This is a genomic window from Iningainema tapete BLCC-T55 (genome assembly GCF_014698965.1).
In the GTDB taxonomy this organism is placed as follows: domain Bacteria; phylum Cyanobacteriota; class Cyanobacteriia; order Cyanobacteriales; family Nostocaceae; genus Iningainema; species Iningainema tapete.
Map to the genome: position 1 here is coordinate 61,721 of NZ_JACXAE010000043.1, position 19,849 is coordinate 81,569.

A 19,849-nucleotide genomic window follows, 5' to 3' on the forward strand; every position below is an offset into this window, starting at 1 on the left:
CCCATGTCTTCAAATATCATCTTACGCACAGAGGGGTTGAGTAAAAGCTTTCTCCTCCAAGAACAAGGAAAACACATTCCTTCTGCTCAAAACGTATCTTTAGAAGTTCAAGCGGGAAAACTTACAGCTTTAACCGGTGCTTCTGGTACTGGCAAATCTAGTCTTCTTAAGTGTATTTATCGAACTTATTTGCCCACCAAGGGAGCTATTTACTATCACACAGATGAAGGAGAATGGATTGATTTAGCGAAAGCTAGTGAACGTGATATTTTAGCACTGCGTCGTACCGAAATCAGCTTTGTTACTCAATTTCTTCACTGTTTACCGCGACAATCTACTATAGATGTTGTAGCCAAACCCTTGTTTGATTTAGGAATAGAACGTACCGAAGCCAGAGAGAGAGCCAAGGAATTATTAAGTCAAATTCACCTTCCGCAGAGACTTTGGGAAATTTCTCCCTCAACTTTTTCAGGTGGAGAAAAACAACGTGTCAATTTGGCGCGTGCCATGATACTTCGCCCTCGTTTACTATTACTAGATGAACCCACTGCCAGTCTCGATCCCACTTGCGTGTCACGAGTCATTGAGATGGTTAGCCGTTTGAAAAAAGCTGGCACTGGAATTTTAGCGATTTTCCACGATCAAGAGTTAGTTAAACAGTTAGCAGATTTTGACATTACTCTCACTTCTGCTGAGATAAAGCACAGTTAATCAGTCAAGGCTACTATGAAAACTTATTTAACAAATGCTCAGATTATATTGTCAAATTATGTACTAGAGAATGCCTCACTGCTGATCGAAGATGGCACGATTGCTGCTATCAACCCAGTAGTCACTAGTAACGCTAAAGCCATTGATTTAAATGGAAAAACTGTTATGCCAGGGATGATTGATTTACACTGCGATGCGATTGAAAAGGAAATAGAACCCCGTCCCGGTGCTTTATTTCCCATACCTTTTGCTGTGGCACAAATTGACAAACGTAATGCAATGGCAGGGATAACGACTCCCTTTCATGCGATTTCCTTTGCTCACGAGGAGTTAGGGGTTCGGAATAATGATATTGCCGCAGAAGTGGTGCGTTCAATTCATGCTTATCAGCCTTACGCCTTAGTCGATAATCACGTCCATTGTCGCTATGAAATTACCGATCCCACAGGCTTACCAATACTTCTTGACTTGCTAGCTGAAGACTGCATTCATCTAATTTCTTTGATGGATCACACGCCAGGACAAGGACAATTTAAAGATTTACAAGCTTATCAAAATTATATGACGAGGACTTACAAGAAAACTGCTGCCGAAGTAGAGGCAATGGCGAACAAGAAGATCCAAAATGCTGAAGATGCTAAGTCACGTATTAAAACATTAATTTCTAAAGCTTTGCACCAAAATATTCAGATTGCCAGCCATGATGACGATACTCCAGAACGAGTAGAGATGATGGCAAATATGGGAGTGAGATTGAGTGAATTTCCCATCAATTTAGAAACAGCAAAAGCAGCTAAAGCTAATAGACTGTTCACAATTTTTGGCGCACCCAATATCCTACGAGGTAAAAGTCAAAGTGGCTCAATCAAAGCAATTGAGGCAGTAAATAATCAAGTTGCCAGTTGTTTATGTTCAGATTATGCACCTGCAACTTTACTTGCTGCCGTATTCCGGCTTCCAGAAATTTCTGAATTAAGTTTACCACAGGCGATCGCCTTAGTTACTCATAACCCTGCTCAAGCTTTAAAGTTACATGATCGAGGGGAAATCGCCGTGGGTAAACGGGCTGATTTATTGGCTGTAGAACTGGTTAACAATTTACCCCAAGTCATAACCACTTGGGTAAAAGGTAAAGCCGTTTACCGTATAATTCCTTAAGGGTGGAAGTAAAATGCTACTCCTAAAACAGCATAGGTGATGAGTAACAAAACGCCTTCTAACCAATTAGAACGACCATCATTACTAATTGAATTGGTACTGACTACAGCCATAGCCACTGCTACCAGTTCAAAAAGATTGAAGCGTAAATTCATTGGTTCACCGATGATAAAACCAACTATCACTAAGATAGGAGCTACGAACATCGCGATTTGCAAACTAGAGCCAATAGCCACAGCAACGGCTAACTCCATTTTGTTTTTGACAGCAAAAGTGACGCAAGTAATATACTCGACAATGCCGCCAAAAATGGGAATCAGAATTACACCTGTAAATAAGCTAGTCAACCCTAAAGTAGAAGTAGCTGTTTCTAAACTTTCGACAAGAATATCTGATACAAATACAAGTACTACAGTAGTAATTAGTAGTATTGTAACTTGCAACCATAAATTAACTTTATGAGCCTCTTTAGTTAGAGCAATTTCAGTATCTTCTACATAAAAATCTTTATGAGTTTTCATCGAAAACAAGAGCATCAAACAGTAAAATACCAGTAATAATATTGCTGCTACGTAAGAAAAATTATTTAAAGTTGAGATTTCCAAGCCTTTAGAAGTTAATTGAATAGCCGCAGGTGTGACTAGAACAATAACTGCCAAAGTTAAAGAAGAAGCATTGAGGCGTGCTACAGCAGGGGGAAAAACTTGTTCCTTGAAACGCAATCCGCCAAAAAGAGTAGCAAGTCCTAAAGCGAAAAGCAAGTTAGCAATGATTGCTCCTGTTAAACTAGCTTTCACAACATCTACCAAACCTGCACGCAAGGCAACAATTGAGATAATCATTTCCGTAGCGTTACCAAAGGTAGCATTAAGTAAGCCTCCGAAAGCCGGACCAATAACCTCTGCAATTTCTTCAGTAGACTCAGCGATTAATGCTGCGAGAGGAATAATTGCCAAACCAGAAGTTATAAAGATAACTAAGGCGTTTAAATGCAGAAATTGTACAGTTATGGCAACTGGCACAAACACTAGCATTGAGCGTAGAATCAAATCTTTTTTGTTCATTTTCCCAAATTATAGATGGTTAATAGTTAATTGAACCACAGATTTTCGTAGGGGCACGGCATTGCCGTGCCCCTACCCGGTGGTTTATTTACTTGAAAACCGCTGTAAAACCACAGATGCACACAGATGAACACTGATAATTTATCTGTGTTCATCTGTGTTTATCTGTGGTTTCATTTTCATCAATTTGAATCAATGTTTACAGATCCAAATCTGTAACAGCACCTAAACTACTCGAAGAAACCAACTTAGCATACTTTGCCAACACACCCGTAGTGTAACGGGGTGGGCGCGGTTGCCAATTGGCGCGACGACGGGCTAACTCTTCATCGGATACGTGCAATTGCAGTAACCGAGCATGAGCATCAATGGTGATGGTATCACCTTCTTCGACCAAAGCGATCGCACCTCCAACGGCTGCTTCTGGTGCAACGTGTCCGACTACCATACCGTAAGTACCGCCAGAGAACCGCCCATCGGTGATTAATCCGACAGAATCTCCCAACCCAGCACCAATAATTGCCGAAGTGGGTGCTAGCATTTCCCGCATCCCCGGACCACCCTTGGGACCTTCGTAACGAATGACGAGGACATCTCCCGGGTTAATTTTCTTGTCCAAAATTGCCGCTAAACACAATTCCTCTGATTCAAAAACTCGTGCAGAACCAGTAATTATCGGCTTTTTCACTCCAGTAATTTTCGCTACAGATCCTTCTGTGGCGAGATTTCCCTTGAGGACGGCTAAATGTCCTTGACTATACATCGGGTTATCCCAGGGACGGATCACATCTTGGTTGGCAGGTGGTTCTGTTGGCACATTTGCCAGTACTTCGGCAATAGTTTGACCTGTAATTGTCAAGCAATCTCCATGTATTAAATTATGCTCTAGTAGCATTTTCATGACTTGGGGAATGCCCCCAGCTTTGTGTAAGTCTGTCGCTACGTATCTACCACTTGGTTTCAAATCACACAAAACTGGTACACGAGCGCGGATAGTTTCCAAGTCGTCTAAGCATAGTTCTACACCAGCAGCATGAGCGATCGCCAGGAAATGCAACACCGCGTTTGTCGAACCACCCACTGCCATCACTACAGCAAGAGCATTTTCTATCGATTTGCGGGTGATAATTTGGCGGGGTAGGATCTGTTTGCGGATCGCTTCTACTAAAACGAATGCCGATTTTTCGGTATTGTCGGCTTTTTCTTGATCTTCTGCTGCCATTGTGGAGGAATAAGGTAAACTCATTCCCATCGCTTCAATAGCACTTGACATGGTATTTGCTGTGAACATCCCTCCACAGGAACCAGCTCCAGGGCAAGCGTTATGTTCTACTGCCAACAATTCTCGCTCATCTATTTTACCAGCACTATATTGACCTACAGCTTCAAAAGAACTCACAACTGTCAGGTCAGTTCCATTGTAATGTCCTGGTTTGATCGTGCCACCGTAAACAAAGATGGCAGGGATATTCATGCGAGCAATAGCAATTAGTGCTCCTGGCATATTCTTATCGCAACCGCCAATGGCGAGAACCCCATCCATACTTTGCCCATTACAGGCGGTTTCAATTGAGTCAGCAATTACTTCTCGCGACACCAGGGAATATTTCATCCCTTCTGTTCCCATGGAAATACCATCGCTAATCGTAATTGTGCCGAACATTTGCGGCATTGCGCCAGCTTGTTTGACGCCAATTTCTGCCCTTTGCGCCAGTTTGTTGATCCCCATATTACAGGGGGTGATGGTACTGTAGCCATTGGCTATACCCACAATGGCTTTGGTAAAATCTTGATCTTGAAAACCAACAGCACGCAGCATTGCTCGGTTAGGCGATCGCTGCACCCCTTGTGTGACAACCTTACTTCTGATATTATCTGACATTTTGGTTTCCCCTACGCCATCATCAGTATTAGGCGCATTTCTCTTTTGGATTATTACAAAATATCAGAATACTACAACTTATGTTCACACCTACACTCACTCACCTAGTGAGCCGTCTGGCATTATAGCACCTTGCATCCTAGTACCTGTCAAATATGCTCCATACAAATTGGCTCCCTGTAAGTTGGCAGCAGTAAAGTCTGCATCTATTAGATCTGCCATTTTTAAGTTTGCACCATCAAGGATAGCTCCTGTGAGCTTGGCTTCATACAGATTTGCTCCACTTAAATTAGCTCCAGTGAGGTTAGCTCCAGTGAGGTTAGCTCTAACTAGAGATGCTTCTCGCAAATCCACCCCCACCAGATTTGCTTTACTCAAATCAGCTTCACTCAGAGACGCTCCTTGAAAACAAGCTCCACTCAGGTTGACTTCATTGAGATAGTCACCAACTAGGTTTACACCTTTAAAATTCCTTTCCCCTGACTGGTATCGTCTAAAAAGCTCATCCACATCCATTGCCGTTCGTTCAACACTATTTTTGTAGTGTGCCTCCATTCACAAAATTTATCAGTTATTTGTTTTACTTTAAATTTTTTTCTTAATAAATATAATTTTATATCTACAATTCGTAATAATATCACCAGATCCCGTACAGACGCACTGCCGGGGCGTCTCTACAATTGGCACGCCCATGCGGCTTGGAAAAAATCTCGTTCACACAGCATGGCGTAACGATAGGTGGATTGTACCAAAGCTGTACTACTGGCGTAACTATCAAGCAAACTTTCTAATTGTTGCGCCAACGGTTGAAAATCTGCACTGCTATATGTCCGAATCCAGTCAGCATACTGGTGATTAGGAATACCATTACTAGCTAACTGTTCTCCTAAAAAAGCATACAACCGCATACAAGGAGACATAGCCGCAGCAGTTACACCTACATCCCCACCCCAAGCCGTTGCTAACAAAAAATCAGTGTAGCGACGAGTAGCTACTCCTGGTTCGACAAAACGTAAGTTGACGCTCCAAGACGCAGCATAACTTTCATGTAGCTGTAGTTCTGACAATACTCCACTAGCTAGATTATGAAATACGGTAAATCCAGAAAAGTCTGGTGCTTTAGCCGCAGCAATACTGTAGGCGCGGGCAAAGGCTTCTAAGAAAAAAGCATCTTGCCCTACATAGTAAGCGAATTTCTGCTCCTCAAGAGTACCGTCAGCAATTCCTTGAACAAATGGATGCTCTAGACTTGCTTGCGCTAAGTCTTGATTTGCCTGCCACAATTCATTTGATAAATTCATATGATGTAGGGTGCGATCTTGGGCATATGTAAATTTATTTACGCTTTGAAATTTGATGCGCAGTAGGGCATCTGGTTGGGGTTCATTGTCCAAATCCAGCCGGGTGGTGGCGTTATCCGCTCCGCTTACACCCGGAGTAGCTGTGCTGTATACCCCCAGCCAGGTAATTAAATTGAAATGAGGATTGCCATGAAAAACTCTCACAGAGGATGCCACGTAAACCACTCCTTCGATCAATTCCGCTTTAAATTTTTCTGGGGTTGCCTCATAGCGGCGCTCAAACTCAGCACGAGTTAAGCGATCGCCACTTTCTAAGGGTGGAATAGGGATATAACGAGCAAACTGCTGCAACACCATAATCAATTTCAAGAGTTGGAGATAGAGTCATTTTAACAATAGACCCTTAGCCCCGTGACACGAAAAGACGCGCTACTTCACAGACAAAATTGGGCAGCAATGGCGACGTAATCACATCATTAACCAGCAAAGTCGTCACCTGTTTTAACTGAGCGTTATCTCGTCGATAGACTTCGATTCGTTGCGCAATGCGATCAACAATCCAATACTCCTGCACTCCCTGAATTGAATACAGTTTCAACTTAGCTAATCGATCTCGATCTTCATTCGCTTTTCCCAAAGAAAGTACTTCTACTACCAATTCCGGCGCTCCGCGAAAATGCCCTGCTTCATCCTGAATTTGTGCCAACCGCTCATAACTTACCCACACCACATCGGGAGCCACGTTATCGGAGTCGGAAAAGATTAGCCCTGGCATAATTGAGGCTTCTCCTAAACCGCTCGACATAGACCAATTATCTAAGACGGCAAAAATGCGACCAGTAACCTGCTGATGTTTATGATGAGGTGATCGCGTCACAAACAATTCTCCGTCAATAATTTCATAACAAATCCATTCGTTATCGGGTAAAGCTGCAACATCTTGAATTGTCCAGCGAACACCGCTTGCTGTTTGGCTCATGACAGTGTTTTTTCGTGTGAGGCTGCTTCGATTGTATCGGACAAAAGAGTGCGATCGCCATTGCTTTTGGTAGTAGGGCGAGTAGGAGAAAGCTAGGCGTGAATCAAAAATTAATGAAAATCTCTTTCATTAATTTAAATTTTAGTGTAAGCTATTTCCTAAGCTTGTTGAATAATCTTATCAACAGTCTTAAGGAAGAATAATGACAACTTCTACAAGTCCGCTGTCGGTGGAGCAAAACCTCGCCGACTCACCTTGGTGGGCAGGTAATGCAAGGCTTACCAACTTATCGGGTAAATTGCTGGGCGCTCACGTCGCTCATTCTGGCTTAATCGTCTTGTGGGCTGGAGTTATGACTCTATTTGAGCTAGCCCACTTTAATCCAGCAAAGCCCATGTATGAACAAGGCTTAATTTTGCTACCTCATCTAGCCTCTCTTGGTTGGGGTGTGGGCGCTGGGGGTGCAGTTGTAGATACTTATCCCTATTTTGTCATCGGCGCTTTGCATCTAATCTCCTCTGCCTTTCTAGGTTTTGGCGGTATCTTTCACTCGCTGCGTGGTCCAGAAACCTTAGAAGGTAAATTTCGTTTCTTCGGTTACGATTGGGCAGATATCAACAAAATGTCCACCATCCTTGGTATTCACCTGGTTTTACTAGGGTTGGGAGCATTTCTTCTAGTAGCTAAAGCCATGTATTTTGGTGGCTTGTACGACCCCAATGTTGAGAATGTACGGGTAATTACTAATCCTACTCTGAATCCAGCAGTCATTTTCGGCTATCTGTTTGGCGCAATTGGCAAATTCTGGATTGCAGGGGTTGACAACCTAGAAGACGTGATTGGCGGTCACATTTGGGTCGGTGCTATGTTGATTGGTGGTGGTATTTTCCACATCTTCACCAAACCTTTTACTTGGACACATCCCCTATTTGTTTGGTCTGGAGAAGCTTATCTATCATACAGTTTAGGTGCTTTGGCACTGATGGGCTTTATCGCGACTCTCTTCGTATCAGTAAATACTACCGTTTATCCGGAAGTCTTCTATGGTCCTGGGCTGGTAATTCGCCAGAATATCTTGCCCTACTTTTCCTCACCCGATCCCGATCTTGTGACTTCTCGAACTTGGTTAGCCAACGCTCACTTTTGGCTAGCTTTTTTCTTTCTTCAGGGTCATATCTGGCACGCTCTACGGGCGCGTGGTTTTGATTTTCGTAAAGGTAGGGTGAGTGAAGTTGCGGTGATTCCACAACCGATCGCCTAAATCAAACGAATTCCGAATTGTCTTAGTTGAGATTAGTGCAAATATTTATCAAGGCATTTAGTCACCAATTGCTAATAGTTCTCAAGGAGGAATAATGACAGCAGTAGTTGCGGATAGTCCTTATAAGGAACATATACCAGATGTAGGTTGGTGGGCAGGTAACTTTCGTCTGACTAATCTATCGGGCAAGTTATTAGGCGCTCATGTTGCTCATGCTGGATTAATTTTGTTGTGGGCTGGGGGGATGACGCTATTTGAGTTATCTCGCTTGAATCCTGATGTGCCGATGTACGAGCAAGGGTTAATCTTGTTGCCTCACTTGGCGACTCTCGGTTTTGGTGTTGGTGCTGGTGGGCAGGTGCAGAGCGTTTATCCCTACTTCGTAATTGCCGTTTTGCATCTGATTCCTTCAGTGATTCTGGCAGCAGGTGGGATCTACCACTCTCTGCTGGGACCAGAAGTGTTAGAAGACAATCCCACCTTAGCAGGCTTTTTTGGCTATGACTGGAAAGATAAAGACAAGATGACGACGATCTTGGGCATTCACCTGACGATTTTAGGTTTAGGTGCTTTGCTTTTGGTTGCCAAGGCGATGTTCTGGGGTGGATTGTTTGACCCTTGGGTAGCTGGTGGTGGAGATGTTCGGACGATCAATCATCCGACACTCAACCCTGTGAAAATCTTTGGCTACCTGTTTGGCGCTTGGGGAGCAGAGGGTATGGCAGCTGTCGATAACTTAGAAGATGTTGTCGGCGGTCACATCTGGATTGGTTTAATGTTAATTAGCGGTGGCATTTTTCATATCTTGACTAAGCCTTTCGCTTGGGCGCGTCGAATTCTAGTTTGGTCTGGAGAAGCCTATCTTTCTTATAGTATTGGTGCTGTCGCCTACATGGGCTTTTTTGCGGCATACTTTGCCTACGTCAACAACACTGTCTATCCTGAAGTTTTCTATGGTCCGGTTCGCACTTTAGAAACTTCTACTGGTACAGTTTCCGTCCGTGGTTGGTTGGTAACTTTTCATTTTGTTCTGGCATTGATCTTCCTACTCGGTCACATTTGGCACGCCCTCCGCGCTCGTGCGATTGAAGCTGGATTTGATTTGAATAAAGGCGACTTGATTCAACCACCACTGGAAAATCGTCAGATGGATAGAGTAGCTTCAGTTAATTCAGACGATTTCACACTCAACTTTCTCAAATACTTGCCAATTTACCGCCCTGGTGTAAATCCTCTCTCGCGGGGATTGGAAATCGGCATGGCTCATGGTTATTGGTTGATTGGTCCGTTTGCCACATTAGCTTCAATCGGTTCATTACGCAATGCTAATGTAGGTAACTTGATTGGTTTACTAGCCGCAGGTGGTTTAATTGTCATCCTCACAATTGGTTTCTCCATTTACGGCACTACCTCATTTGAAAAGCACTTGAATGTCGGGCGACAAGTGGTAGCAACAGTACCAAACGTGCCTTCTTCTGTGCAAAATTTAGACGATTGGAGTCAGTTTACTACGGGTTTTCTCATTGGCGGCATTGGTGGAGCAATCTTCGCCTATTGGCTGTTGAATAGTCTGAGTCTGTTTAGTGCGATCGCCATCAACTCATTGTAAGCAAGTGCTAATGGCTAATAGCTAATAGTAATCGGGCTATTAGCTATTAACAGTCTTCATGAATTCACAACTTCAATTACTTACAGGATAAACTAATGTCTAAGCCAGAAGTCCTTTGGGTGAATACCAGTCCTAGCTTGCTCTGCTTTGCTCAACCACTACTGTATCACTTGTCACGTCATGTGACAGTGCGGACGTGGGAATATAGTCAAAGCCGGGATGAAGCAAGTTCGTTAGATGTTGCAATACACTTTTTGCATGACTATTTACAATCTTGCAATCAACCAGTGCATTTGATCGGACATAGTACAGGCGGATTACTTGGGCTATTATATGCTCGTCGATATCCAGAAAAAGTTAAGTCTTTAACTCTGTTAGCCGTAGGTGCTGATGCAGCTATTGATTGGCAAGCTCATTACTATTCTCATCTCCCGTTCATGAGTCGGCAAAAAATTCTCACAGCAATGGTATACAACCTGTTTGGCTATCAGAATGAACGTACAGCCAAGCGTCTAGAAAGACTGTTGGAAAGAGATTTAGATTGTTCGCTCTCACCTCACTCGCTATTTAAACGGCTAAATGTGCCAGCTTGTCCGGTGCCAGTTCCCTTGATGGTTTGTGGTAGCAAAGACGATATTATCGTAGAACCTGATGTTCTGCAAGAGTGGCGTCCATATTTGATATCCGGCGATCGCTTGTGGGAATGTGAACAAGGACGACATTTTTTTCACTTCTTTCATCCTCAACTAGTGGGAGAACAAATTCTCAACTTTTGGCAATCTTCATACCAGTCGAATTCACTTTGTTCCAATCTAAAACTTTAAACAAAGTGCATCAAATCGAATATTCGGTAAGATGAACCCCAATCGCTTTCTAGAAGATTGCCAGTAATGTAGCGGATGCGATCGCTTAGTCCCGCTTTTTCAACCACCATTGTACCGTACTTCACTGTTTCTGGTAATTCAATTATGGAGGCTTTCAAGTTTGGGTATTTTTCGCAGAAAGCAATACTGTACTGTGCGGGATCCCCTGCTACATCTAATAAATGCTGATGTCATTTTAGCATCAACTCTATAGATATTATTGGCATAAATTCTGAATAACCATAGAACACATTGACAATACTACACATCGAAAGTTCTTCGAGTACTTTAACAAATCTTTTGCCGACCCTTTTGGGCAGCATTACAGGAAGCAGTTTTTACTTTAAAGTCAACACAGTTAGTTGCTTCCAGCGAGCAAGCTTTTTGTGGATGTACTGTACATTTTAGTCTGTGATCGTTGGTAAAATATTCACAGCCAGCACAGGGAATTTGGTGTAACATTTTGACATAATTTGTCCCCTTGCTCAAGTTCCGCCAAGCACTGTAGATGAATAGAAGTATAGTTGCCCAAGTACAAAAGACGCACAAAAGTGTAACCATTGTTAGTTATCCTCATGAATTCTAAAAAAGTACCCGCAGCACTGCAGCACTGACAGAACCGCAGGCATGAAAAATAGTTAGCTGTGTTGCACAATCGAAATTCGGAATTTTTCGGTGTCAGCCCATATATTTATTTAGGGAAAAGAAAAAATTGCCAAACGAAATCCAAGTCAGCCTATACACCCAAGAAGATCTGGATATCTGCCATTGCTAAATGATTGGGAAAACAGTATGGGGATAATCTTCTGTTTATTTAAGCATTAATAAAAATACTTGTCAACTATTTTATGTAAATAATAGGGGATTTAGGATAGATGCCAATTTAACAAACGGTCTTTAGCCCGGTATACAGCGCTTTATAGCTTGTGACGCCCTAAGACTTTACAAAAATTAAAATAAACTAGATAAAAAATAGTTTCATTAAGTCTGGTAGTATGTATCTAATGGTTATTGAGAGTATTCATCATTAAAGTGGTGATGCTCTTGATCGTGAACTCAGCACAGCCTATTCAGGCGATGAAATGACTAAGTTATATACGAGGAGTCAAAATGTCGAAAAAAATTGGTCTGTTCTATGGAACTCAAACAGGTAAAACTGAATCCATAGCTGAAACGATTCGAGATTTGTTTGGTGATGGTGTTGTGACTTTACATGATATGTCCCAAACGGACAAGAGCGAATTTGACGAGTATGAATATCTCATCATTGGTTGTCCTACTTGGGATGTTGGTGAACTTCAAAGCGATTGGGACAGTTTTTTCCCCGAACTCGACAGTATGAATTTTAGCGGTAAGTTAGTAGCCTATTTTGGTACAGGAGATCAGATGGGCTATGCTGACAATTTTCAGGATGCAATCGGAATTTTGGAAGAAAAAATTACACAAAAAGGTGGTAAAACTGTTGGTTATTGGTCAACAGATGGTTATGAATTTAGCGAGTCTAGAGCTTTGAGAAATGGTAAATTTGTTGGGCTGGCGATTGATGAAGATAATCAATCTGATTTAACAGATGAGCGAGTTAAAGCCTGGGTTACTCAGTTGAAGAAAGAATTTGCTTTATAATTGAATAGGGCACAACGCCCGTTGTGCCCCGCTCAATGTGGTCTAATTACCTGAAAATAGCTGTAATATCAGTTTGATTGAGGTGACGCCCAATCAACACCAATCGAGTTTGGCGCAGTTCGTGAGTTTTCCACATGCGATCGTAGAAAGATTCTATGCGCGTGCCTACACCCTGTAACACCATTCGCATTGGCTTATCAGGAACATTAACAAAGCCTTTAATCCGGTAAATTTCTTGTTGGGTAATCAGATATTTTAATTTGTCAATTAATATCTTTGGTTCAAAGGCTTGATCTAAAATTAAATGAACTGAGTTAATATCATCATCATGTTCATGTTCTGCCTCAGTATCATGGTGGCTGGGGCGAGAATCCAAATTATCTTCAACAGCAGCATTAAATCCAAACATTACATCAGTATCAATTTGCCCCTCAAGACAAGGAATAATCTTCACTCCTGGTTTTAACTGTTGCTGCAACCAATTTTGTACTTGCAGACGAGTTTGGGAATTGACTAAATCAGTTTTAGTTAATAGTATTAAATCAGCACAAGCTAGCTGATCTTCAAACAACTCCTCTATTGGTGTTTCATGTTCTATATTTGGATCAGCTTGTCTTTGGGCATTGAGTGCATTTAAATCAGCAGCAAGAGTACCAGTGGCTACAGCTTCACAGTCAACCACGGTGACGACACTATCAACAGTAGCACCCGTGCGAATTTCTGGCCAGCGGAAAGCTTGCACCAAGGGTTTAGGTAATGCTAACCCAGAGGTTTCAATAAGCATACAATCAATCTGCTCACGACGCTTGAGCAGTTGTTGCATGAGTGGGAAAAACTCTTCTTGAACGGTACAACACAAACAACCGTTAGTCAGTTCTAGGATATTACTATTGGGATCTTCCTCGTCATCACAGATCTGACACGATCGCAACAGTTCACCATCAATTCCGATTTCACCAAATTCATTGACAACAACAGCAATGCGCCGTCCTTGATTATTTTGTAGTAGATGGCGAATGATAGTCGTTTTGCCAGCACCAAGAAATCCGGTAATCACCGTGGCTGGAATTTTATTAGGCATCCGTACCTCGCAGATGTTTACGTATATGTGACTTGCAATATCGGCGGGCATTCTGACTTAGAAACATAAACTTTGTTTCCTTACAGCTGCGGGACAGCGCTGGACTTGCACCAGACTTTCCCCGTTACCTCTAGTGGCTGCTCCCCACTAGAACCGAATATCAAATAATCATACAACGATTGGCTTGTTTTTAGTGGAAAAATTTTGACGATGTTTAAAAGGGGAAAAAATTCAGTAAGAATGAGGCAAGCCCACCGACAAAATCAACAAAATTAGGTTTAGCAGCAGTTACCTTGGTTGGTTGGTTGGGTGTTTGTAGTTCTTTAATAAAAGCTTGCGCCGTTTGCAATCCTTCGCTGTTGCTTTGCGATGTAAAAAGTTTTTCTGCTGCCTGGGCGTCTTGGAATGCACCAGAGCGATCAAATATCTGGAAACGTGCCACACCACGGGCTAAGTAAGCTGTAGCATAATCTGGTTTACTGGCGATCGCTTGATTAAAATAGTCAATAGCTTGCTGTTGGTTCCCCTTCTGTGCTTCGGTTACACCCCAAGCATAAAATTCTTCTGGTTTAGCCACCTGCAATGGGATACCAACTGCTCCTTGTAAATTAACAGTGCTGAGATTAACACCACTCAATTGTGCATTAACAAGATAGGTATTTCGCAAATCAGCCCCAGCTACAGTTGCCCCATTAAGTTTAGCACCACTAAGGTTAACACCAAATAAACTAGCGCCGCTCAAATTTGCACCTTGCAAATCAGCACCACTTAAATTGGCGCGGCTGAGGTTAGCACCTGCAAGATTAGCACCGCTTAAATTTGCCCCTGATAAGTCAGCCAGCACTAAACCAGCGCCGCTCAAGTCACAATTTTGACATTGTTTGCTTGCCAGCACCTGTCTGATATGTTCTGGATTTGCTGCGATTACAAGTTGATTGAGGCTGAGAGTAGTTAAAAATGCGCTTGTGGCTAATATTCCCTTTTTCATACTCAGTGTTGCAATATTGTCTCCTGAATGCGCTACCCAAAATGCAGGCAAAAGAGCGAAGATTTCCGCTATCAACCATAATTCTGGTTAATGCAGCCATCAAGCGCCTGCCTACTGTAGTAGCGTATATCAGTTATGCCTCTGAGTTAGAAAAAAAACAAGGTGGTTTTGCCTATTTACATCCATACTTTGAGTTGCCGCAGTTTTCTCCGACAAACTCTGGGCTGCAAAAATGCTCAGAGTGAACGTTAAAGTAGCCGCTAGTAATAATTTTTCCCACATATCAGTTTCCCCTCAACCGCAAAAATTAAAACCAACTCCTACTTCGGTTTTAACCAATAATTATTTTTCTCTCAACTTAATCTATAAGTCAGAGTGGGGGAAGTGATTGAAATCTCACTTTAGAGTGATACTTATCACAGAAGAGTGCGATGTTTTGCCGAATAGCTAAGGATAACTTACCTCTTTAGACATAGTTGTGCCAGTTAAATTAGCACCATCAAGAAGAGTACCATTTAAATTAGCTTTCTCCAAATTAGCTTCATGAAGATTTGCGCCTCTCAAGTCAGCTTTACTTAGATTAGCATTGCTGAGATTAGCTTTGTCAAGATTAGCGCCACTTAAATTTGCGCCGCTTAAATCCACACCCCTCAAATCAGCATTAGCTAAATTAGCACCGCCTAAATTAGCGAGTCGCAAGTTCATTCCTTGTAAGTTTCGTCCTTGCCAATTTACACCTCCCAGATTCTTTCCTGGTTCATTTTGTCGCACCATAGCTGGTACTTCTTGGACTGTAACTGATGTCTCTACTGGAGCGTCTGTAATTTGTGACGCTGCAAAGGGTGTGTCGGCACTTTTGAGTGCTAAATAAATACCAACTCCAGCCAATAAAGCTGTTCCTGTAAGTACACCGGCAAGAGTGAAAAGCAAACCCTGACGCTGATTATCCTGATACATCTGTGCTGCCTCAGTAGTGGAGATTTCCTTGATTAGATTTTGACCTGTGCCTATTGATTCAATAGTTTAGTTTGTTTTCTGGGAAATCCGGTAGAGTTGCTGACAGCACTTCTTAAGATCTTCTTATTTTTTCCTTCAACATCAGCTAATTCTTCATATATGGCAATCTTATTTGAGTTATGAACCGCCTTCCCTTCTCCGCTAGGAGAAGGGAAGGCGTCTCGCACCAGAAGACGCCAAGTACGCCAAGAAAAGAAAGATTTGTGTTGACTAATTGTTTAAATCAGCATTTTACATTATTTTTAATTATGTTCAACTATATGATTATATGACTAATACAAATAAGTGGTTAATAATGCTACTAAAAAATATTTTATAAATTTTACTTTTCTTAATTATACTAAAAAAGTATTACTCTTGATAGATTAAAAAGTTATTCCAAGGGATTGATGAAAAGTTAATAGAAAAATGTAGAAATAAAATTAATGACAGCAACATTCATAGCAATAACTAACTTTACTATAGGGGCAAGTGGCATGGTAATAGGAGTACAAAGACGTGCTGTTGGCGTATTTTCCACACGCCGGGATGCGGAAAACGCGCTATATGAATTGAGAAATTCCGGCTTTGCGATGGACAGAGTATCTGTAATTGCTCAAGATGTAGACCGCAATGATAGTATTGCTGGTTCTGAAGTCAGAGAAAAAGTTGGCGATAAATCTGACGAAGGTGCAACAGTTGGAGCGCTTTCTGGTGGTGCAGTAGGCGGTTTAACTGGTTTATTAGTAGGTCTTGGTCTTTTAGCAATTCCCGGAATTGGTCCAATTATGCTTGCGGGAGCAACAGCAACTACTCTTGCCACAACTTTAGCGGGGGCAGGAATTGGTGCTGCTGCTGGTAGTTTGGTTGGCGCACTAATTGGTTTAGGAATTCCCGAAGAAAGAGCAAGAGTTTATAACGAAAGAGTAGGGCGAGGACACTACTTAGTAATTGTTGATGGCACAGAGGCAGAAATTGCTAAAGCAGAAGCAATTTTACGTCGTGGCGGAATTGAAGAGTTTGAAGTTTACGATCATCCTAATACTCGTCCTGGTGATGTCACTACCACTACACCAGTAACAGGCGTTGCGCCTAAGGGTGTTACTCACACTCGTAAACGGGCAATTGGTGCATTCCCCCACCGTCGTGATGCAGAAGCTGCATTAACTGAACTGCGCGATGCTGGTTTCTCCATGAACCAAGTGTCTTTGTTAGCTAAACATGCAGATTCAGATCATAATATTGCCGGTGTAGCTCCACAAACAGGTGTAGGTAATAAAGCAGACGAAGGCGCAAAAGCAGGTGCAGTTACAGGTGGCGCATTAGGTGGTTTAGGTGGTTTATTGGTAGGGTTGGGTGCATTAGCAATTCCCGGAATTGGACCGGTAATTGCTGGTGGCGCAACGGCTACAGCTTTGGCGACAGCTTTAACTGGCGGTGCGCTCGGTGCTGCAGCAGGTGGTATAGCAGGCGGACTTGTTGGTTTGGGAATTCCTGAAAACAAAGCAAGGGTGTATAGCGATCGCCTCAACAGAGGTGACTACTTGGTGATTGTCGAGGGAACTGATGACGAAGTGCGTCGTGCTGAAGCAATTCTCAAACGTCACGGTATTCAAGAGTTTGAAATCTTTGACCACTCTGATTTTAAACATCCAAGAACAGATGTCGATACAACACCAGTTTCAGGTGTTGCTTACAATCCAACTGGTGTCAGTGCATCTACAGTTGGGACAGGAATTGCTTATAACCCAGGCGATGTTACCACAACTACTCCTGTAAGTGGTATTACCAATACCAGAAGAAGAGCAATTGGTGTATTCCCCCATCGCCGTGATGCAGAAGCTGCACTGACTGAACTGCGCGATGCTGGTTTTTCTATGAACCAAGTGTCACTAATAGCTAAAGACGGCAATACAGGTTCCAACGTTGCAGGTGTAGCTACACCAGGTGTAGGTAATAAAGCCGACGAAGGCGCAAAAGCAGGCGCAGTAACAGGTGGTGCATTAGGTGGTTTAGGTGGTTTATTGGTAGGGCTGGGTGCTTTAGCAATTCCCGGAATTGGACCGGTAATTGCTGGTGGCGCAGTAGCTACAGCTTTGGCAACATCTCTGGCTGGCGGTGCAATCGGCGCTGCCGCAGGTGGTATAACAGGTGGATTAGTTGGTTTGGGAATTCCTGAAAACAAAGCGCGGGCGTATAGCGATCGCTTAAACAGAGGCGACTACTTAGTGATTGTTGATGGCACTGACGACGAGATTCGCCACGCTGAAGCAATTCTCAAACGTCACGGTGTTCAAGATTTTGATACCTTTGACGCCACAGATGTGAGTGGTGTACGTCACCAAACACCTGTTGTGAATACAACCGATACCAATTACGTATCGCAGATCACTCATGATGATCCTGCTGTGATCATTATCGACCGTCGTGATGAACGGTAGAGACGTTCTGCCGGAACGTTTCGACTAACAAATTTACAGACGTGCCAACGGCACGTCTCTACAAATTAGGATTAATTAAAAATGAAAAAACTAGCTCCCGTATTAATTACTTGCCTTTTAGTTTTTGGCGCTGTAGGTTGTCAAAATGCTGCTAAAACAACTGCGGATGCACCAACCAGTACAAACACAACTCCGAATGAAGCACCCAGCCCAGAAGCAACTCAAGCCGCGCTTAATGATGCCCAAAGTGTAACTCGCAGAAGACAACTTAATGCTGATATCCGTGCCAACGAGCAGCGCAATAATCAATTTAATAGTGGCAGCGGTGTGAATAGATCTGAAAACGCTCTTGCTAGTGAAGTTCGGTCTAAGTTAGAAGCTAATATTCCTAAAGGTAATTTGACAGTTGAAGCTAAAGATGATGGTACAGTAACAGTAGCTGGTACTGTCACTAATAAACAAGAACTAGCTAAAATCGAACGTTTGGCAAAGGAAATAAAAGGTGTTAAAAATGTTGTTGTAAAAGCAATCGTTAGCGATAAGCAAAGCTAAATAGACAATTGAAAAAAGGATAATTATGGCAAACGAAGTACAAAAACCCGAATACATTGATACTCCTCCTAATGAAGCTATTGCTGCACTTGATGGTACACAAATTGGCTCTCAACCACTGTTACCTCCTGCATCACAAACAAACAACCAATGGCAGGAAGTAGGAGATAAAATTTCTATCTTTTTCAACCAGTTGCCTGAGTATTTAGGTGGATTTTTCAACCAATACAGAAAACCAATTATTAACCTTGGTTTAATTTTTGCCGCAATTATTGCCGTTAGACTGCTATTGGCTGTACTAGATGCAATAAATGACGTTCCTCTACTATACTCATTTTTTGAGTTAGTGGGAATTGGCTATGCAACTTGGTTTGTTTTCCGTTATCTGCTCAAAACTTCTACCAGGCAAGAATTAGCCGAAAAAATTAGCTTAATCAGAAAAGACATTTTAGGTAGAGAAGATTCCTAGTCAATTGCTGAGTTTTTTCTCACTTAAAATTAAAAAATCTTAATTCTTAGTTGAATGCTATGGTCAAGGAGATAAAATTAATTCTGCTTGACCATTTTACTAAGAAGGAGTCAGGAGTCAGGAGTCAGGAGTCAGGAAAATTTTGTGGGAGGATGGGAAAAAATTATAATTATTAGTTATATGTACCTAAAGATAGAGAAAAAATTTTGATTTGTAAACTAAGTCACTTCTAAAGATAGTAGATTGCTGTGCATCAAAATCTTAATCTAGTTCAAGAAGATATTTAAACATTGTTTAACGAGGACAAATTTATGGCAGAGCCACAAACTAACAAAAATTTAGATTCAGATCAGCGCGTAGCAGATAATAATTACGATCGCGGAATAACACCCGCTGAAACTGCCGCACGGATGCAAAGAGAAGGGGATCAGTTCAAAAAAACACCTTCACAAGATAAAGACAGCAGAGAGGTAACAGACGATCAAACCCATCCAGGCGATACTATAGATACTACCGCAGGTTACACAGTAGACAAAGAAGGTTTGTTGAATAACTATGCAGTTGAACCAGAAATGTACTACGAAACACCAGGTGACGCACGGCAAGAATTAGTGGACGACGCAAAACTTCGTGTCCAGACAGAGAACGAAGTGAATGAAGATAAACAAGGCGAACTCACAATGGATCGTGATGTCCGAGGTAAAGGACCTGGAGCAGTATAACATTGCCAAAAAAAGTTTCTCATTCCATAAAGGCACGATTAAAGCGATGACTGGAAGATATTTTAGTCATCGCTTTTCTATCCTGAAGATCCCCGACTTCTTTAAGAAGTCGGGGATCTAGTTAAACTTGATTAGAATGTAAATTAAAA

The 19,849-nt window shown here is 42.2% G+C and carries 21 protein-coding genes, 1 pseudogene and 1 riboswitch; of the genes and pseudogenes, 11 read left to right on the forward strand and 11 right to left on the reverse strand.

Going from position 1 to position 19,849, the window contains the following annotated elements; all coding sequences use genetic code 11:
- Window positions 1–3 precede the first annotated feature (3 nt).
- Window positions 4–711 carry a phosphonate C-P lyase system protein PhnL gene (gene phnL, locus ICL16_RS11700; protein WP_190827646.1) on the forward strand — a complete coding sequence of 236 codons (708 nt, stop codon included), beginning with the start codon at window positions 4–6 and terminating at the stop codon, window positions 709–711.
- A gap of 15 nt (window positions 712–726) precedes the next feature.
- Window positions 727–1,869: an alpha-D-ribose 1-methylphosphonate 5-triphosphate diphosphatase gene (locus ICL16_RS11705; RefSeq protein WP_190827649.1), complete on the forward strand. Its 1,143-nt coding sequence runs from the start codon at window positions 727–729 to the stop codon at window positions 1,867–1,869.
- On the opposite strand, the gene cax is transcribed toward ICL16_RS11705, so the two are convergent.
- From cax to ICL16_RS11730, 6 genes and pseudogenes are all read right to left on the reverse strand, one after another.
- Window positions 1,866–2,933, reverse strand: coding sequence for a calcium/proton exchanger (gene cax / locus ICL16_RS11710; RefSeq protein ID WP_190827651.1), 1,068 nt, complete (start codon window positions 2,931–2,933; stop codon window positions 1,866–1,868). The genes ICL16_RS11705 and cax overlap by 4 nt on opposite strands.
- Window positions 2,934–3,132: 199 nt before the next feature.
- Window positions 3,133–4,815 carry a dihydroxy-acid dehydratase gene (ilvD, locus tag ICL16_RS11715; protein ID WP_190827653.1) on the reverse strand — a complete coding sequence of 561 codons (1,683 nt, stop codon included), beginning with the start codon at window positions 4,813–4,815 and terminating at the stop codon, window positions 3,133–3,135.
- 96 nt (window positions 4,816–4,911) lie between these two features.
- Window positions 4,912–5,331 (reverse strand): pentapeptide repeat-containing protein, encoded by a 420-nt coding sequence (locus ICL16_RS11720; protein ID WP_190827789.1) that lies wholly within the window; start codon window positions 5,329–5,331, stop codon window positions 4,912–4,914.
- Window positions 5,332–5,489: 158 nt separating this feature from the next.
- On the reverse strand, window positions 5,490–6,116 hold the full coding sequence (locus ICL16_RS44800; protein WP_202895506.1) for a TenA family protein: 627 nt from the start codon (window positions 6,114–6,116) through the stop codon (window positions 5,490–5,492).
- A 51-nt stretch (window positions 6,117–6,167) separates the two neighbouring features.
- Window positions 6,168–6,473, reverse strand: a pseudogene (locus tag ICL16_RS44805) (Uma2 family endonuclease); the annotation flags it as partial.
- Window positions 6,474–6,519: 46 nt separating this feature from the next.
- Window positions 6,520–7,095 (reverse strand): Uma2 family endonuclease, encoded by a 576-nt coding sequence (locus ICL16_RS11730; RefSeq protein ID WP_190827657.1) that lies wholly within the window; start codon window positions 7,093–7,095, stop codon window positions 6,520–6,522.
- A gap of 202 nt (window positions 7,096–7,297) precedes the next feature.
- Here ICL16_RS11730 and ICL16_RS11735 point away from each other — a divergent pair, with 202 nt between their 5' ends.
- The 3 genes from ICL16_RS11735 (at window position 7,298) to ICL16_RS11745 (ending at window position 10,789) form a co-directional block, all read left to right on the forward strand.
- Complete coding sequence (locus ICL16_RS11735; protein WP_190827659.1) at window positions 7,298–8,356, forward strand: chlorophyll a/b binding light-harvesting protein; 1,059 nt, start codon at window positions 7,298–7,300, stop codon at window positions 8,354–8,356.
- A gap of 94 nt (window positions 8,357–8,450) precedes the next feature.
- Window positions 8,451–9,965 (forward strand): chlorophyll a/b binding light-harvesting protein, encoded by a 1,515-nt coding sequence (locus ICL16_RS11740; RefSeq protein ID WP_190827661.1) that lies wholly within the window; start codon window positions 8,451–8,453, stop codon window positions 9,963–9,965.
- A 95-nt stretch (window positions 9,966–10,060) separates the two neighbouring features.
- Window positions 10,061–10,789 carry an alpha/beta fold hydrolase gene (locus ICL16_RS11745; RefSeq protein WP_190827663.1) on the forward strand — a complete coding sequence of 243 codons (729 nt, stop codon included), beginning with the start codon at window positions 10,061–10,063 and terminating at the stop codon, window positions 10,787–10,789.
- Here the strand turns inward: ICL16_RS11745 and ICL16_RS11750 are convergent.
- Window positions 10,786–10,947: a hypothetical protein gene (locus tag ICL16_RS11750; RefSeq protein WP_190827665.1), complete on the reverse strand. Its 162-nt coding sequence runs from the start codon at window positions 10,945–10,947 to the stop codon at window positions 10,786–10,788. The genes ICL16_RS11745 and ICL16_RS11750 overlap by 4 nt on opposite strands.
- A 169-nt stretch (window positions 10,948–11,116) precedes the next feature.
- Window positions 11,117–11,389, reverse strand: coding sequence for a hypothetical protein (locus ICL16_RS11755; protein ID WP_190827667.1), 273 nt, complete (start codon window positions 11,387–11,389; stop codon window positions 11,117–11,119).
- Between the two features lie 549 nt (window positions 11,390–11,938).
- Here ICL16_RS11755 and fldA point away from each other — a divergent pair.
- Window positions 11,939–12,451, forward strand: coding sequence for a flavodoxin FldA (fldA, locus tag ICL16_RS11760; RefSeq protein WP_190827669.1), 513 nt, complete (start codon window positions 11,939–11,941; stop codon window positions 12,449–12,451).
- Between the two features lie 46 nt (window positions 12,452–12,497).
- On the opposite strand, the gene cobW is transcribed toward fldA, so the two are convergent.
- Together cobW and ICL16_RS11770 are read right to left on the reverse strand one after the other, a co-directional pair.
- Window positions 12,498–13,532 carry a cobalamin biosynthesis protein CobW gene (gene cobW / locus ICL16_RS11765; RefSeq protein WP_190827671.1) on the reverse strand — a complete coding sequence of 345 codons (1,035 nt, stop codon included), beginning with the start codon at window positions 13,530–13,532 and terminating at the stop codon, window positions 12,498–12,500.
- 25 nt (window positions 13,533–13,557) lie between these two features.
- Window positions 13,558–13,705, reverse strand: a riboswitch (cobalamin riboswitch).
- A gap of 41 nt (window positions 13,706–13,746) precedes the next feature.
- Complete coding sequence (locus ICL16_RS11770; RefSeq protein ID WP_190827673.1) at window positions 13,747–14,520, reverse strand: pentapeptide repeat-containing protein; 774 nt, start codon at window positions 14,518–14,520, stop codon at window positions 13,747–13,749.
- A gap of 41 nt (window positions 14,521–14,561) precedes the next feature.
- Between ICL16_RS11770 and ICL16_RS11775 the strand changes: the two genes are divergently transcribed.
- Complete coding sequence (locus ICL16_RS11775; RefSeq protein WP_190827676.1) at window positions 14,562–14,765, forward strand: hypothetical protein; 204 nt, start codon at window positions 14,562–14,564, stop codon at window positions 14,763–14,765.
- 202 nt (window positions 14,766–14,967) lie between these two features.
- On the opposite strand, the gene ICL16_RS11780 is transcribed toward ICL16_RS11775, so the two are convergent.
- Window positions 14,968–15,477 (reverse strand): pentapeptide repeat-containing protein, encoded by a 510-nt coding sequence (locus tag ICL16_RS11780; protein WP_190827678.1) that lies wholly within the window; start codon window positions 15,475–15,477, stop codon window positions 14,968–14,970.
- Between the two features lie 485 nt (window positions 15,478–15,962).
- Between ICL16_RS11780 and ICL16_RS11785 the strand changes: the two genes are divergently transcribed.
- The 4 genes from ICL16_RS11785 to ICL16_RS11800 all read left to right on the forward strand — a co-directional run bounded on the left by ICL16_RS11785 (window position 15,963) and on the right by ICL16_RS11800 (window position 19,700).
- Window positions 15,963–17,957 carry a general stress protein gene (locus ICL16_RS11785; protein ID WP_420485269.1) on the forward strand — a complete coding sequence of 665 codons (1,995 nt, stop codon included), beginning with the start codon at window positions 15,963–15,965 and terminating at the stop codon, window positions 17,955–17,957.
- 81 nt (window positions 17,958–18,038) lie between these two features.
- Window positions 18,039–18,509 carry a BON domain-containing protein gene (locus tag ICL16_RS11790; protein ID WP_190827680.1) on the forward strand — a complete coding sequence of 157 codons (471 nt, stop codon included), beginning with the start codon at window positions 18,039–18,041 and terminating at the stop codon, window positions 18,507–18,509.
- Window positions 18,510–18,534: 25 nt separating this feature from the next.
- Entirely contained in the window at window positions 18,535–18,978 is a 444-nt protein-coding gene (locus tag ICL16_RS11795; RefSeq protein ID WP_190827682.1) for a CAAD domain-containing protein, read from the forward strand.
- Window positions 18,979–19,289: 311 nt separating this feature from the next.
- Window positions 19,290–19,700, forward strand: a complete 411-nt coding sequence (locus ICL16_RS11800; RefSeq protein ID WP_190827684.1) for a hypothetical protein — start codon at window positions 19,290–19,292, stop codon at window positions 19,698–19,700.
- Window positions 19,701–19,849 lie beyond the last annotated feature (149 nt).

Coding starts and splice junctions, on each gene's coding strand:
- phnL (WP_190827646.1), top strand. CDS start 4: ATGTCTTCAAATATCATCTTACGCACAGAGGGGTTGAGTAAAAGCTTT.
- ICL16_RS11705 (WP_190827649.1), top strand. CDS start 727: ATGAAAACTTATTTAACAAATGCTCAGATTATATTGTCAAATTATGTA.
- cax (WP_190827651.1), bottom strand. CDS start 2,933: ATGAACAAAAAAGATTTGATTCTACGCTCAATGCTAGTGTTTGTGCCA.
- ilvD (WP_190827653.1), bottom strand. CDS start 4,815: ATGTCAGATAATATCAGAAGTAAGGTTGTCACACAAGGGGTGCAGCGA.
- ICL16_RS11720 (WP_190827789.1), bottom strand. CDS start 5,331: ATGGATGTGGATGAGCTTTTTAGACGATACCAGTCAGGGGAAAGGAAT.
- ICL16_RS44800 (WP_202895506.1), bottom strand. CDS start 6,116: ATGAATTTATCAAATGAATTGTGGCAGGCAAATCAAGACTTAGCGCAA.
- ICL16_RS11730 (WP_190827657.1), bottom strand. CDS start 7,095: ATGAGCCAAACAGCAAGCGGTGTTCGCTGGACAATTCAAGATGTTGCA.
- ICL16_RS11735 (WP_190827659.1), top strand. CDS start 7,298: ATGACAACTTCTACAAGTCCGCTGTCGGTGGAGCAAAACCTCGCCGAC.
- ICL16_RS11740 (WP_190827661.1), top strand. CDS start 8,451: ATGACAGCAGTAGTTGCGGATAGTCCTTATAAGGAACATATACCAGAT.
- ICL16_RS11745 (WP_190827663.1), top strand. CDS start 10,061: ATGTCTAAGCCAGAAGTCCTTTGGGTGAATACCAGTCCTAGCTTGCTC.
- ICL16_RS11755 (WP_190827667.1), bottom strand. CDS start 11,389: ATGGTTACACTTTTGTGCGTCTTTTGTACTTGGGCAACTATACTTCTA.
- fldA (WP_190827669.1), top strand. CDS start 11,939: ATGTCGAAAAAAATTGGTCTGTTCTATGGAACTCAAACAGGTAAAACT.
- cobW (WP_190827671.1), bottom strand. CDS start 13,532: ATGCCTAATAAAATTCCAGCCACGGTGATTACCGGATTTCTTGGTGCT.
- ICL16_RS11770 (WP_190827673.1), bottom strand. CDS start 14,520: ATGAAAAAGGGAATATTAGCCACAAGCGCATTTTTAACTACTCTCAGC.
- ICL16_RS11775 (WP_190827676.1), top strand. CDS start 14,562: ATGCAGGCAAAAGAGCGAAGATTTCCGCTATCAACCATAATTCTGGTT.
- ICL16_RS11780 (WP_190827678.1), bottom strand. CDS start 15,477: ATGTATCAGGATAATCAGCGTCAGGGTTTGCTTTTCACTCTTGCCGGT.
- ICL16_RS11785 (WP_420485269.1), top strand. CDS start 15,963: ATGACAGCAACATTCATAGCAATAACTAACTTTACTATAGGGGCAAGT.
- ICL16_RS11790 (WP_190827680.1), top strand. CDS start 18,039: ATGAAAAAACTAGCTCCCGTATTAATTACTTGCCTTTTAGTTTTTGGC.
- ICL16_RS11795 (WP_190827682.1), top strand. CDS start 18,535: ATGGCAAACGAAGTACAAAAACCCGAATACATTGATACTCCTCCTAAT.
- ICL16_RS11800 (WP_190827684.1), top strand. CDS start 19,290: ATGGCAGAGCCACAAACTAACAAAAATTTAGATTCAGATCAGCGCGTA.